A 12,747-nucleotide genomic window follows, 5' to 3' on the forward strand; every position below is an offset into this window, starting at 1 on the left:
GATATCCGAAGGGAGAAATTATCCACATGTCTGAAAATAAAACCAAAACTCCAGCCGCAGAAGCAGGTCAAACCGAAACGGTCGATGAGCGTGTCTATAAGCTCAGTCGGCCGTTTACTTTTGAGGGAACCGAATATACCGAGCTGCTGCTCGATTTCGACAGCTTGACGGGCGGAGATCTGCTCTCCTGCGAGGGACAAATGAACACGATGTCTTCCGGGAACGAAGTCGTGCCTGTCAAGCAAATTTCCCAGGCATATCAAGCCTTGGTAGCCGCCCGTGCGGCCAAAGTCCCCGTGGATCTGATCAAGGCGCTTCCCGGCAAGGATTTCTCCAAAATTCTTGTCCGGTCGCAAAATTTTTTGCTGGGCTAGGGATGGGCAAAGAAGGGGGACGCACCCTGCGCAAGCTGGTGGCCTCCTTCTCGGTTGCCACCAAGACGCCCATTCCTTACTGGCTCAGTCTTCCGGTAGCCGAGCTGCTGGAGTGGACGGAGCCGATACAAGAAGTACTCGCAAAAAGGGGGTGAGAATAGATGGCGAAAAAAAAATCTTCATCTAAGAAAGCGGCTAAGCCCAAAAAATCGTCCGGTTCCACTGGCAGTTCCGGTTCTTCATCTAGCGGAAGTACAGGATCGGCTTCGACTGCGGTGGCAACTACGAATTCGAATGCCGCTCCCGCTTCCGGGGCTGCTGAGAAATCCGCTTCCAAATCAGGCTCTTCCATTGGCGATTTCTTGTCTAAAGTGGATTTCGATATGATCGGAAATATCCTCCAATGTGTCAAGCTGATTGTCGAATTAAAAAATGAGTTAAAAAGCGTGAACCAGGTTGCGGTGCCGGCTAATATGACCGAGCCGATCCGGCAGGATTTGGCGCAGACCGAGCAGGCGATCGGGGGCGCACAGAAAGCGCTGGAAGGATTCAAAAAGGGGTTCAACGTATTCGGACAGGTTGCCGATGTCGTCGTGAACGTGGTGGGGAAGATCGATGAATACAAGTCGGCTTTAAACCAGGCCCAAGCGTCTACAGGCGCCGGAGAAGCGGAAATGGCCCAAATCAAAAGTTCGGCAACGTCCTTGTACAAGCAAAACTTGGGCGAAGGCTGGGGCGACGTGGTCGGTACCTTGACGGAGGTTAAAAAGCTGACCGGCGAGCAGGGCTCGGCGCTTGAGGAGACTACACGCAACGCGATGATTTTCAGCGACGTGTTTGAAACCGATGTTAAAGACTCCGCCAAATCGGCAAAGTCGGTTATGAAGGAGTTTGGCATTTCCGGTAAGGAAGCATATAACTTGTTCGCTCAAGGTTCCCAGAAAGGACTGGGTACGGATGAACTGCTGGAGTCCGCCGACAAGTACGGTTCTTCCTTTAAAGAAATCGGCTTCTCAGCCGACCAGATGTTTAACACGTTTGGTGCGGGTCTGAAATCCGGTTCGGCAGATATGGAAGCCATAGGGGATTCCGTTAAAGCATTCAGCGAGAAATCGAAAGAAGGCGGCGAAGAAAGCAGGAACGCTTTCGCTGCACTTGGCCTGAATGCCGGACAAATGGTCAAAACCTTTGCAGCCGGAGGACCTGAAGCGCAAGCCGCTTTTAAACAGGTGGCTCAGGCCCTGGGGAACGTACAGGACCCTATTTTGAAAAGCAAACTCGGCGTTCAGTTGTTCGGGGAATCGTTCAAGGATCTCGGAGACGATGTATTGACGGCCATGGGCAGCACGCGCAGCGAATTCGACATGACGAAGGACACCATGAATGAAATGGCATCAGTCAAATATAACACGATCGGCGATGCGTTCAAGGGATTAGGAAGACAGCTGACCGCCGATTTCCTGTTCCCCCTTGCGGACATGGCGATTCCGCTGCTGGAGAAGCTCAGCGAGGTCATCATGAAAGTGGGTCCTATCGTCAAAAATGTATTCGGCAGCATCGCTTCTACGGTGGGCCCTGCCATTACGGGTGTGGCGGACAATGTGGCTTATCTGTTTCAGAACGGCTTTGACGGAAAGATGAGCGGGGTAGCTATCGACTACGCCAAAATGCTCGGCATGAACGACAGTGATGCCGCGATGGTTGTGCAAGGTATAGCCTCCATTTTCGATAAAATGGGCGGAATGAAGGATCTGTTTTTCACCACGTGGCAAAGCTTTCTTCCGTATATTCAATCGATTTTCGGCTCCATCGGAAGCATTATTCAGCAGATTTTGCCCGTGATTATGAAGGTCGGCGTCGTTTTCTACAGCTTGTTTACTTCCGCAATGGCGGCCCTTCTTCCCGTCGGAGCTTATTTAATGAACCAGATCTGGCCGATTGTCAGTCAAATCTTCACTTTCCTGAGCACCCAAGTGTTTCCTGTTCTGACCAAGGCCGTGTCGGATATGCTGCCGGCTATTTACGGGTTGGGCAATGCGATTATTCAGGCCTTCAGTACATTGTTCACCATTATTAAGCCGGTGCTGGACAGTATCTTCAGTGCCGTGCAATTCGTGTTCACGATGATCCAAGGCGGGGTCAGTACAGTTCTGAACAGCTTCGGTTCCATTGTCGACAGCGTTATTCAAACTCTGAACGGGGCGACCGATTTTATCACGAATGTTTTCTCGGGCAACTGGTCGGCCGCTTGGCAGGGACTTATGGATATGTTAAAAGGGATCTTCTCCACCATTGGGAATGTGGTCGCGGTTCCGATCAATGCGGTAATCGGCGTAATAAACGAAGTTATCAAGGCCATCAATAATATTAAGATCGAGATTCCGGAATGGTCTCCATGGGCGGGGGGCCAGACATTCAGTGCCAATATTCCACTTATTCCCCCCATTCCCGGATTTGCACGAGGCGGTGTGGTAAGCAGCCCGACGATCGCCTGGATAGGCGAAGGAGGAGACCGCGAGGTTATTATTCCGATCAACAATTCCGACCGCAGCCGCGGATTGTATGCGGCAGCCGGCCGGATGCTGGGCGTTTCGCCTTCGGGCAGCGCCTCGTCGGGGAACGGAGCCTTTGTTTTTAACCCGTCTTATAACTTCTACGGAAATGCCGATCAGGCCGCAATCCAGCAGATGGAGCAGAGAACGAGACGGGACTTCGAAAGAGAATTTAACACCTATTTACGTCAAAAAGCGCGGGTGAGCTTTGTATGATCTACACCACAATTCAAGGAGATACCTGGGACGGGCTCTCTTATACGTTTTACGGGAGCGAGCGGTTTATGCCGCTCCTCTTGAATTTTAACGAAAAACATGCGGCAATCGTCGTTTTTCCGGCAGGCATTACACTTGAAATTCCGCCTAAACGGGCCCAATCGTCGGATACGCTCCCACCTTGGAGAAGGAGGAGCCCCGTATGAACGACGTATTGGACGCAAGAAGGGCGGAGCTGGTCATCGAGTACAACGGGAAAGACATTACCCGATCCCTGGCGGACTCACTGGTGGATTTTACGTACAACGATGCGGCGCCGGGATCGCTTGACGATCTTCAGCTTTCCCTTGAGGACAGACTGCAAAATTGGCAGGGTCCTTGGTCGCCCTCAGCCGGTGATACGATTAAAGCCGAAATCAGGACCTTCGGCTGGAGTTATCCGGGGGAGGAACAGAAGCTTCCCTGCGGAACGTTTGAAGTCGATTCCTTTGATTTCGGAGGTCCGCCGGACACCGTAAGCATTAAGGCTGTTTCGCTGCCCGTCGATTCCGGCATCCGTCAGGAAAAGCGCACGAAAGCGTGGGAAAATGTCACCCTGCGTACGCTGGCCGGAGATGTGGCACGAGCGGCCGGACTGACGCTGTTCTATTCGGCTGACGTCGATCCTTCTTATGAGAGACTGGAGCAGACCGATCAGTCCGATTTGGGCTTTTTGAACGAGCAGGCCATGAAAGAGGGAATTGCAGTAAAAGTGTCCGAGGGTCAGCTCGTCATGTTCGATGAGGCGGAGTATGAGAAAAAAGATCCGGCGCTGACCCTCGTCCGCGGAGAAGACGCCGTTGCGAGTCACAAGTTCGGCTGGAGTACCGCCTATACCGCTTACCGGGCCTGCGAGGTCACCTATTCGGATTCCGTGAAAAACACGACTTTTCAGGCCATGTACGTGCCTCCGGGCGCTCCGGCGGAAGGTCCTGTGCTGAAAATCAACGAGCAGGTCGATTCCGAGGCGGCGGCTATGCGTCTTGCAGCCAAGAGCTTGCGCGAGAAGAACAAAGAAGCCGGAAAAGCGAGTCTCTCCTTGTCCGGGGATGTCCGCCTGGCTTCCGGGGTCACCCTTCTTCTTCAGGGATGGAACCGGTTCGACGGCAAATACCTGATCGAGAGTGCAAGCCACAAAGTGGGCAGCGGCGGCTACACGACCGATATTGAAATCCGAAAAGTACTGGGGTGGTGAGATGGCTTCAGAATATCCTGTAATCCGGGCCGGCATCGTATCCAGCGTCCAGGCTTCCGAAGGGACCGTTAGGGTCACTTTTCCGGACCGGAATGATTACGTTACGGCAGGTCTGCCGGTCGTTTCTCCCATGGGAGGATGGGCGCGGGGAAACAGCCTGCCGGCGGTCGGCGAGAATGTGCTCTGCGCCTTTGCGGGCAGCGGTCTTCAGGCGGGGTACTGCCTGGGGACTTTTTTTACGGCCGATAAAAGGCCTCCCGGCTTACCGTCACAGCGCGGCGTTTGGTTTGAAGACGGCAGCAGCGTCTATTACGACCGGCAGTCGGGCGTGCTCCATGTTAAACCCGCCGGCAGCGTGAAAATCGAGGGTGACCTGATCGTAACCGGAACATTAACGAGAGGCGGTGAGGCGTTATGATCGGCACATTGGGCGATATTGTGTTTATTGCGACCGCAGACACGATACGGACCTTCGACGAATTTAAAAGAAGCAGTTCAAGCCGCTGGGCCAAGCACGAGATTCTCGGCAAAAAAGCCAGAACACAGTGGATCGGTCCGGGTTTGGATACGATCTCATTTACGATGCGGTTCGACCTCCGGTACGGGATTAACCCGCGCAAGGAGCTGGATAAGCTGGTAGAGACCGAGCGTTCGGGCAAAGCGATGTCTCTGACAATCGGAGGCAAGGGACTGGGCGTAGCCTTCTGGGTCATCACGTCTCTGGAGCAATCCTGGGATAAAGTCGATAACCGAGGCAATATTTTGCTCGCGTCGGCTTCCATTTCTTTGGAGGAATATGTATGAAAAATAATTATACCTTAGACATGCGGGAACCCGGCGGATTTTATTTCGGCCCTAAGAGCGAAGCGGAAGAAGTCATCCAGAATTTGCGGACGATTCTGAGTCTGCCTGCGGGGTCGGCTCCTTTCGCCAGAAATATGGGGATTCCGTTCGAAGATCTTGACGAACCGATACCGGTTGCGAAAGCTCGACTAGGCGGCGGCGTGATGACCGCGATTCTGGAGCAGGAACCGAGGGCTCTGGTGGAAGAGATTCGGTTTTACGAAGATGAAACGAGCGGAAGCGCAGGCAGGCTTATCCCTGTCGTCCGCTTCAGGCTGAGAGAGGGGTGATGAGTTTGAGCGAAGGCGCTGTTCAGTTCATACAGGAGGATGCGGCGGAAACGATTCAGGAGATTCTTGCCGTGCACGAAGCAATTACGGGCCGCAAGCTGTTTCCGGCGGACCCCGAACGCCTTTTTTTGATGTCGCTGGCGAATATGATCGTGCATCAGCGCGTGCTGATCAACCAGACGGCGAGGCAAAATCTGCTGAGATATGCGAGGGGAGCCCTGCTCGATCATATGGGGGAGATGACGGAAACGAAGCGGCTTCAAGCGGCGGCGGCCGTTACGACGGTGGAGTTTACGCTGTCCATGCCGCTCAATTCGGCTACGCTGATTCCGAAAGCGACCCGGATCGGGCCCCAGGGCGGCGGCGGTGCACTTTATTTCATGACGACAGAAGTCGCCGAAATCCCGCCGGGACAGTTGAAGGCGTCCGTATCCGCGAAATGCACGGCACCGGGAACGGCAGGCAACGGGTTTGAGCCGGGGATTTTGAACGTCCTCGTAGACCCGGTTCCGTTTGTCGTCAGTGTCCGGAATACGACGGAATCTTCGGGAGGTTCCGAGACGGAGTCGGACGATGCGTACCGCGAACGGATCCGTACGGCTCCGGAGTCGTTTTCGACGGCAGGCCCAGAAGGCGCGTACGAATACTGGGCGAAATCGGCGAACCCCGCCATCGTGGATGTAGGGGTACATTCTCCCGCCGAAGGCGAGGTTGTCGTGCTGCCGCTTCTGCGTGGAGGCGAGCTGCCGACGGCAGATATTCTGGGTGCAGTAAAAGAGGCCGTCAATGACCGGCGGGTCAGGCCTTTGACCGATCATGTCACCGTGCAGGCTCCGGAAACGGTGCCTTACGACATCGGCCTGACCTATTGGGTCAGCCGCAGCCGTGCCGCCGATTCGGCCGCGATACAAGCGGCCGTCGCGGGAGCGGTCGAGGGGTACCGGCTCTGGCAGAAATCCAGGCTCGGCCGGGACATTAACCCCTCCGAGTTGATCGGGCGGGTGATGGCGGCGGGAGCTCTGCGCATGAATGTCGCCAGCCCGGCGTACACGGAGCTTTCCGCCCTAAAAGTCGCTCAGGACGGCAAAGTGAACATCGTTTACGGAGGACTTGCCGATGATTGAGCTTAGGAACGCAAGTCTGCTGGATATTTTACCGCCGAATTTGAAGAGAGACGAGACCGTAGGGGCGGCGGCTCTCTCCTTGGACGGGCAGCTGCGGCAGCTTAGCGAAGACATCGGACGTTTGACGTACTACGACCGTTTGGACAAGCTGACCGAGGAAGAGGCGGACGAGCTGGCGTGGCAGTTTCACGTCGATTTCTACGAACCGGAGCTTCCTCTGGAGCAAAAGCGTGAGCTCGTCCGGAACGCTTTCCGCTGGCACAAACGCAAAGGAACGCCTTCCGCGGTAGAAGAGCTGGTCGCCGCACTTTTCGGCGAAGGCAAAGTCGAGGAATGGTTTGAATACGGCGGTCAGCCTTTCCGTTTCCGGGTCATCACGAACAACCCGGAAGTGACGCAGGAAAGAGCGCGCGAATTTTACCGGGCGGTCGAGTCCGTTAAGAGGCTCAGCGCCCGGCTCGAACGCGTGATTTTATCCCAGACGGAAGAAATGCCTCTGTATATCGGGGGCGTTTTTCATATGGGCGAAAAAATGACAATTAGGCAGGTGGGATAATGGGAGCCTTTGGCGGATTTGTATTGACGAACAAAGGGCGCAATTTACAGGCCAAAGCCCAGACGGGTGTAACGCTGAACTATACCCGGATGGGAGTAGGGGACGGTCAGCTTGGCGGGCAGTCCATTCCGGCATTGACGAAACTAATCGGCGAAAAGAAATCCTTGGCGATTTCCAAGCTGAAAATTCAGACGCAGGGCCGTGCGGTCATTGGAGCCGTTCTGTCCAATCAGGATGTGACAACCGGCTTTTATTTCCGGGAAATCGGCATCTATGCCCAAGACCCGGACGAGGGAGAAATCCTTTACTGCTACGGCAATGCGGGCGCCAATGCGGAATATATTCCGCCTGTTGGCGGCGCGGACATCATCGAAAAGTCCATCGATGCGATCGTCGTTGTGGGCAATGCGGCCAATGTGACGGCGGAGATCGATAAATCTCTGGTTTTCGCCTCCCAGAATGATTTGGCCGATTCGGAGAAACGTTTGAAAGACTATGCCGAGTCACATCTGGAAGATGTACCTTCCAGGTCTTTTACTTTGGAGAACGGATTGCAGGTCGTTAACGCCGAGAGGACATCCCGCTTCAAGCTGGAAAGTTTGAAGGGGCGTACGCTTGTGAATCGGGTTGGGAGGACGGGAAGCGAAGCGGATGTTTCAATTTTTATTAAAGCTAACGTTCTGATTAGCAAGGATGCATCGACCTATACAACAGGGACGTCTTCGTACAAGGTCACGGCATCGGGAACCGAAGAACGTGAACATTTTTATGAAAGTCCCCGGTATTTTATCGAGCCTAGTAAGTCCTACGTGTTGATTGGTGATACACGAGTCGGAGCGGGGAACGTTGTTGCAGGCTATAGACTTATTATCAGGGATGCGGCAGGAAACGTTGTTAGTGATGCCCCAACAACTACCGCATCGAAGACAGGCGTCTGGTCAGTCGTCGGTTTACGTTTTGTAACACCGGCAGCGGCAGCCACTTTTGAATGGCGTGGACAGATGTTTAAACCTGATGGAAGCGGTCCGTTTATTCCAAATTCCTCCACACCTGAGTATGCCAATTTTGATTCTTTGAGGTTATATGAAATTGGTCCGGCTGACTATAACTTCTTGACAACAAGCGGCTGGGATAAAGCGGCTTTGCGATTTCCATACGTGGATGATGTGAAGCATACGACGAATGCCTACATTATTAAACACGGGGAAAATCTTGCTCCTTCGTCTAACGAGTGGGAGCGGGGAAATGCGGCCAAGAATGAAGTCGTTTTTAAGGGGGCCTATACGGCGGATATCGTGCACAATCCGAGTGTGAACGTTTACGCGCGGTTCTATGCTCCCGTTTTAGCTGGTCAATCTTATACCGTTTCCGCAAAGACGACTCCGTCAAATGCGGCAGCTTATTACTACTATACCGACTCTGAAAAGAATCGTTTAAGTGATGTGCTTCGGGGAAGTAACGTGGCTCCTTTAAAATCCGCCTTTATTGAGGTTGTATTGAAGGCTGTAGACGTAAATTTAAAACCTATTATAGGGAAGGTAACGTTTTCGGACGTTATGGTTAACCCGGGAGGAGCCGCTCTTCCGTTTAAACCGAAAGAAGACGATTATTTGTTTTTTTCGGACGTGAAGCTTGCTTCCAGTGTGGACGGAAGTGTAGCAGATGAAATCACAGAACGTGACGGTAAGTACTGGAAAACGTCACGTTATAAAGAAATAGTGCTAGATGGTAGACTTCCTTGGAGTTTTAACATTGCTACTCAAGGATTGAAAAGAGTTGTGGCTACAGGGGCTATTCCTGATTATGATGATCATTGGAAATCGGCATTAACGAAATACGATGGTAGGATATTAAATATCGGAAACCATATAACAGGTCCAGATTGTTTTTCATTTGAGGGAACTGATCAGATATACATTACAGTACCGAATGCTGATAGTGGTTGGGGAGACAACTACACGCCGACATCAGAGGAAATTAAAGCTTATTTTAACGGCTGGAGAATGTATTATTGGAATTCAACGACCCAACAAACGGAACTTTTTAACAATCAAGGCACAAAAAGCTGGGAACCGATCGTAAATACAGAGGCAGGGGCTGAAACTTCTGTTTTACCCGCAACTAAATGGAAGAATCACACACCATATCGTCTAACCTATCAGCTGTCACTATCATTCGAAACGGAAATTATTCCGGAAGGAGGTATTACGCTTCACGAAGGATTAAATCAAATTGAAACAGGTGCCGGTTTAATAGTCCGTGAGCGAGTATATCCTCAAACTGTTGGTTTGAATTATTTAATTAACCATATATCATCTCCCCCAACATTTTTATCTAGAAGATCAAATCGAATACTAATGGTCTGCAGGAATCGCACGTTAAGCGCAGCAGCTATAATTGCTGTTAATAACACGGGTGGGAACGGCGGAGCCTTTGCCTATATCACACCGCAAAATATTGATTTGAGTTCTACTTATGATGTCACATATCTAGCACTCGATCTGTATACTCTCACGACTCCTATCGAAAGCATAAAAGGCAGCACATCCGCTAATCTGAAGACAGCAACGGATTTGACAACTAGGGCTCAGGCTAATGTTGAAACGCGGGTTAGTATCCTGGAGATAGACGCTATGTCAAAGAATGGTGGTAATATGGGCAAAACTCGATTCTTTGATGATGCATCTATTATAGACCTCGTTGGTCGGACCCATTCCTATTTAACGATGTATCCTGAAGGAATCTATAAAGGACGTAAAATGTACCTGGGCTTTCCGGCGGCCGGATCCAAAACAATTCAATTCGTTAATGAGTATCCTACTGGGGACATTCAATTCAACCCTGGAGCTGGAGGTAAACTAACGAAAGACGGTTTTCCAATCTGGGATGAATCGCGTTTAAGGATGAATAATGGAACATTGGAATACCTGGATGGATCAACTTGGAAGGCGGTGGGAGGCGGAATGGAACAGTATAAGCCGATCATTAAACGACAAACGATAGTGCTTAACGGAAATCAGACCTTAAACGCAATACATTTTACTGGAAAATGCTATTTATCAAGGATTGCGGCGTTATCCGGTGGAGTTGGAAGGTTAAGGGTATTTGTGGACGGTTCTTTATATTATGATTCAACATTAGTTGTTAATTATGTGAACGGTATTTTTCAAAACAATGATGTTAGTTATAACTCCGATAGTAGCTTAGCCGTATATCAACCGACATTAAGGCCGTCTTCCGGGAATATTGGCTATAACAGTTCCAATTCCTCATATGGCAGGGTCAGCGACTTTCCGAATAGCAATGCGTTACAAGGATCTGCAGCTATTATCTCTCAACCTATTTTTGCAAAATCTTCGATAGTCATTGAGTTGACAAATAATTCAACATCAAGCATAAACATTGATATTGACTTTTCAGGAGGCGTTTTTCAATGAGCGAATATCGCATCGACGGCACCGTCGTCTACATTGTCGAACCTTACGGCGAGTCCTACTTTGACTCGCTGACCCACCTCCGCTTATCCACAGACAAGCAGCCGGAATCCGCCATAGATACCGTTACTCTCACAGTTGGTATCTACGACTATCTTGGAGAGCCGGCGCCGGAAAATGCAGACGTACAGCTAACCATAAACGGCAAGCAGCAAACGCTCTCGGTTAACGAGGGCGTTTCTTCTGTTTCGCTGTCCGGCGAACCTTTCTACGAAGTGACAGCGGAAGCGGAAGGCCGACGAGGGGCTGCTCTATTGATCGGGAGCAAACCGGAGCCTCCGAAACCTCCGTCTCTGACGGAACTGTCCGTTGAAAACGAAAAGCTGCGGATGGAAATCGCACGGCAGAACGCTGATTTTCAAGCCTATATCGAGTATTCGATAAACGAACAGACCAGGCTTAAGGACCAGCAGGCCAAGATGAACGAGGATTTCCGTAATTTCATGGAATCCGTTACGACTTAAATCAGGGAAGGGGAGACAGCAAAAATGGTTATTCATGACTTTTTACGGAATACCTACTGCCGCAGCATTTACGTCTACGGTACCGATCGCTTTACGCAGCGGGATGGTTTTAAAGGCATTCGGGAGGAATACAGGGAGCCCGTGCAGCAATATTTTGCCGCGACATATGAGGAGAAGCTGTTGAAGGAAGCCTTGGAAAACGGCTGGATCAATCAGCAGGAGTACGAGGAAACCCTGGCTGTTATCCAAGCTACTGCTCCGGCTCAAGCGGATCCCGGCCTTTCTCATCCCGAACACCAAACCGGCAGGTAAACACCCTGCCTATGAGGGGAGGTGACGATAACGATGGCCATCGCCCCTGAAAACTTCGCCGAGCATCTCGCAAGGCTGAACATGGAAAGCCGGCAGTTCCGCGCGGACATCGAAGAGCTGAAGAGATGCGAGCAAAAAAACGAAGCCGATATCCGGCAGCTTTACGCCGGTCAGGCCAAGACAGAGACTCTGGTCGGGCAGGTGCTGACGAGATTCGACGGCTTTGAAACGAGAATGTTCAACGTGTTTCAGCAGATGACCAGAGACAACGCCGAGCTGCTCCAGCAGGTAACGCGGGACGGCAGCTCTGAACGCCTCGAAGGACAGAAAGAACGGACAAGCGCGCAGCAGGCCTGGATGAGCTTCTCCAAATATGTGATTGCGGTTACGATTGCGGCCGTGATCGCGTATATATTCAGCTTCATCCCGTTCTGATTGCCCGCGCAACGCTCTCGGCTTAACGGCTGAGGGCTTTTTCTATTTTACAAGGAGGTCACGACCGATGAAAAAACCTGTAATTGTCCTGGATCCCGGACACGGGATGAACGACCCCGGCGCAATAGGCAGCGGATTAATGGAAAAAGAGCTCACGCTGAAAATCGCGTCCCGTATTGCGAATAAACTCCGGGGCATGGCGGACGTCCGCATGACACGTACGGATGATCTGGCTTTCGATACGGACAAGTCCGCCGATTTGAAAGCAAGATGCGCGTTCGCTAACCGGCTTCAAGCCGATTATTTCGTTTCGGTCCACATCAACGCGGGGGGAGGCACAGGATTTGAATCCTACGTGTACAGCGGGACGGCCGCAGGCTCCCGGACAGAAACCCTCCGATCCGTCATTCACACCAAGGTGGCGGCGGTATTTGCCAAATACGGGCTGCAGGACCGCGGCCGGAAGTCCGGCGATCTCGCGGTGCTTCGTCAGACTGCTATGCCGGCCGTTTTGCTGGAATACGGTTTTATCGACCGGGCAGCGGATGCTTCGCTTTTGAAAAACGAGGCGTTTCTTGATCAGCTGGCCGCATCGACGGCGGAAGGTCTGGCCGAGGCTTTTTCGCTGGGGCTGATTTCCGTGTCCCCCGACAAATCCCGGCCGCAGGCGCAGCCCGATTCTTCCAAAGTGCTGGAAGCGGCAATCGCCAAGCTTCACGAACACGGAGTGATCGATTCACCCGTGTACTGGAACAATGTAATGAACAGCGGAAAGACGCCTGACACCGAGTACACCGCTCTGCTTATCAGGCGAATGGCCGATAAACTGCGCGGCTGAGCGGTCACCTGCAGC

15 protein-coding genes are annotated in these 12,747 nt (G+C 51.9%); all 15 read left to right on the forward strand.

The window, feature by feature from the left end:
- The first annotated feature begins 26 nt into the window (after positions 1 to 26).
- A complete protein-coding gene (locus AC58P5_RS16400) occupies positions 27 to 374 on the forward strand; it encodes a phage tail assembly protein (protein ID WP_218229912.1) in 348 nt (115 codons plus the stop codon).
- Between the two features lie 2 nt (positions 375 to 376).
- Positions 377 to 529: a hypothetical protein gene (locus tag AC58P5_RS16405; RefSeq protein WP_497388261.1), complete on the forward strand. Its 153-nt coding sequence runs from the start codon at positions 377 to 379 to the stop codon at positions 527 to 529.
- A 6-nt stretch (positions 530 to 535) separates the two neighbouring features.
- The gene (locus AC58P5_RS16410; RefSeq protein WP_497388263.1) at positions 536 to 3,142 is read left to right on the forward strand and encodes a hypothetical protein; all 2,607 of its coding nucleotides are present in this window, start codon (positions 536 to 538) and stop codon (positions 3,140 to 3,142) included.
- Positions 3,139 to 3,348 carry a tail protein X gene (locus AC58P5_RS16415; RefSeq protein ID WP_497388265.1) on the forward strand — a complete coding sequence of 70 codons (210 nt, stop codon included), beginning with the start codon at positions 3,139 to 3,141 and terminating at the stop codon, positions 3,346 to 3,348. Before AC58P5_RS16410 ends, AC58P5_RS16415 begins: the two co-directional genes overlap by 4 nt.
- Positions 3,345 to 4,376: a phage late control D family protein gene (locus tag AC58P5_RS16420; protein ID WP_497388267.1), complete on the forward strand. Its 1,032-nt coding sequence runs from the start codon at positions 3,345 to 3,347 to the stop codon at positions 4,374 to 4,376. Before AC58P5_RS16415 ends, AC58P5_RS16420 begins: the two co-directional genes overlap by 4 nt.
- A 1-nt stretch (position 4,377) precedes the next feature.
- The gene (locus tag AC58P5_RS16425; RefSeq protein WP_497388269.1) at positions 4,378 to 4,794 is read left to right on the forward strand and encodes a phage baseplate assembly protein V; all 417 of its coding nucleotides are present in this window, start codon (positions 4,378 to 4,380) and stop codon (positions 4,792 to 4,794) included.
- On the forward strand, positions 4,791 to 5,180 hold the full coding sequence (locus AC58P5_RS16430; RefSeq protein WP_497388271.1) for a phage tail protein: 390 nt from the start codon (positions 4,791 to 4,793) through the stop codon (positions 5,178 to 5,180). Before AC58P5_RS16425 ends, AC58P5_RS16430 begins: the two co-directional genes overlap by 4 nt.
- Entirely contained in the window at positions 5,177 to 5,509 is a 333-nt protein-coding gene (locus AC58P5_RS16435) for a GPW/gp25 family protein (protein ID WP_497388273.1), read from the forward strand. Before AC58P5_RS16430 ends, AC58P5_RS16435 begins: the two co-directional genes overlap by 4 nt.
- Positions 5,509 to 6,633, forward strand: a complete 1,125-nt coding sequence (locus tag AC58P5_RS16440) for a baseplate assembly protein (protein ID WP_497388275.1) — start codon at positions 5,509 to 5,511, stop codon at positions 6,631 to 6,633. Before AC58P5_RS16435 ends, AC58P5_RS16440 begins: the two co-directional genes overlap by 1 nt.
- Positions 6,626 to 7,189: a phage tail protein I gene (locus tag AC58P5_RS16445; RefSeq protein WP_497388277.1), complete on the forward strand. Its 564-nt coding sequence runs from the start codon at positions 6,626 to 6,628 to the stop codon at positions 7,187 to 7,189. Before AC58P5_RS16440 ends, AC58P5_RS16445 begins: the two co-directional genes overlap by 8 nt.
- Positions 7,189 to 10,626, forward strand: coding sequence for a phage tail-collar fiber domain-containing protein (locus tag AC58P5_RS16450; RefSeq protein ID WP_497388279.1), 3,438 nt, complete (start codon positions 7,189 to 7,191; stop codon positions 10,624 to 10,626). The genes AC58P5_RS16445 and AC58P5_RS16450 overlap by 1 nt, the downstream gene beginning before the upstream one ends.
- Positions 10,623 to 11,147 (forward strand): hypothetical protein, encoded by a 525-nt coding sequence (locus AC58P5_RS16455; RefSeq protein WP_497388281.1) that lies wholly within the window; start codon positions 10,623 to 10,625, stop codon positions 11,145 to 11,147. The genes AC58P5_RS16450 and AC58P5_RS16455 overlap by 4 nt, the downstream gene beginning before the upstream one ends.
- 24 nt (positions 11,148 to 11,171) lie before the next feature.
- Complete coding sequence (locus AC58P5_RS16460) at positions 11,172 to 11,459, forward strand: hypothetical protein (RefSeq protein ID WP_497388283.1); 288 nt, start codon at positions 11,172 to 11,174, stop codon at positions 11,457 to 11,459.
- A gap of 33 nt (positions 11,460 to 11,492) precedes the next feature.
- A complete protein-coding gene (locus AC58P5_RS16465; protein ID WP_497388285.1) occupies positions 11,493 to 11,894 on the forward strand; it encodes a hypothetical protein in 402 nt (133 codons plus the stop codon).
- A 67-nt stretch (positions 11,895 to 11,961) separates the two neighbouring features.
- Positions 11,962 to 12,732 (forward strand): N-acetylmuramoyl-L-alanine amidase family protein, encoded by a 771-nt coding sequence (locus AC58P5_RS16470; RefSeq protein WP_497388287.1) that lies wholly within the window; start codon positions 11,962 to 11,964, stop codon positions 12,730 to 12,732.
- Positions 12,733 to 12,747: the final 15 nt, after the last annotated feature.

This window comes from Paenibacillus sp. JT31N7 (assembly GCF_059692095.1).

Coding starts and splice junctions, on each gene's coding strand:
- AC58P5_RS16455 (WP_497388281.1), top strand. CDS start 10,623: ATGAGCGAATATCGCATCGACGGCACCGTCGTCTACATTGTCGAACCT.
- AC58P5_RS16420 (WP_497388267.1), top strand. CDS start 3,345: ATGAACGACGTATTGGACGCAAGAAGGGCGGAGCTGGTCATCGAGTAC.
- AC58P5_RS16435 (WP_497388273.1), top strand. CDS start 5,177: ATGAAAAATAATTATACCTTAGACATGCGGGAACCCGGCGGATTTTAT.
- AC58P5_RS16445 (WP_497388277.1), top strand. CDS start 6,626: ATGATTGAGCTTAGGAACGCAAGTCTGCTGGATATTTTACCGCCGAAT.
- AC58P5_RS16430 (WP_497388271.1), top strand. CDS start 4,791: ATGATCGGCACATTGGGCGATATTGTGTTTATTGCGACCGCAGACACG.
- AC58P5_RS16460 (WP_497388283.1), top strand. CDS start 11,172: ATGGTTATTCATGACTTTTTACGGAATACCTACTGCCGCAGCATTTAC.
- AC58P5_RS16450 (WP_497388279.1), top strand. CDS start 7,189: ATGGGAGCCTTTGGCGGATTTGTATTGACGAACAAAGGGCGCAATTTA.
- AC58P5_RS16405 (WP_497388261.1), top strand. CDS start 377: ATGGGCAAAGAAGGGGGACGCACCCTGCGCAAGCTGGTGGCCTCCTTC.
- AC58P5_RS16410 (WP_497388263.1), top strand. CDS start 536: ATGGCGAAAAAAAAATCTTCATCTAAGAAAGCGGCTAAGCCCAAAAAA.
- AC58P5_RS16400 (WP_218229912.1), top strand. CDS start 27: ATGTCTGAAAATAAAACCAAAACTCCAGCCGCAGAAGCAGGTCAAACC.
- AC58P5_RS16440 (WP_497388275.1), top strand. CDS start 5,509: ATGAGTTTGAGCGAAGGCGCTGTTCAGTTCATACAGGAGGATGCGGCG.
- AC58P5_RS16415 (WP_497388265.1), top strand. CDS start 3,139: ATGATCTACACCACAATTCAAGGAGATACCTGGGACGGGCTCTCTTAT.
- AC58P5_RS16465 (WP_497388285.1), top strand. CDS start 11,493: ATGGCCATCGCCCCTGAAAACTTCGCCGAGCATCTCGCAAGGCTGAAC.
- AC58P5_RS16470 (WP_497388287.1), top strand. CDS start 11,962: ATGAAAAAACCTGTAATTGTCCTGGATCCCGGACACGGGATGAACGAC.
- AC58P5_RS16425 (WP_497388269.1), top strand. CDS start 4,378: ATGGCTTCAGAATATCCTGTAATCCGGGCCGGCATCGTATCCAGCGTC.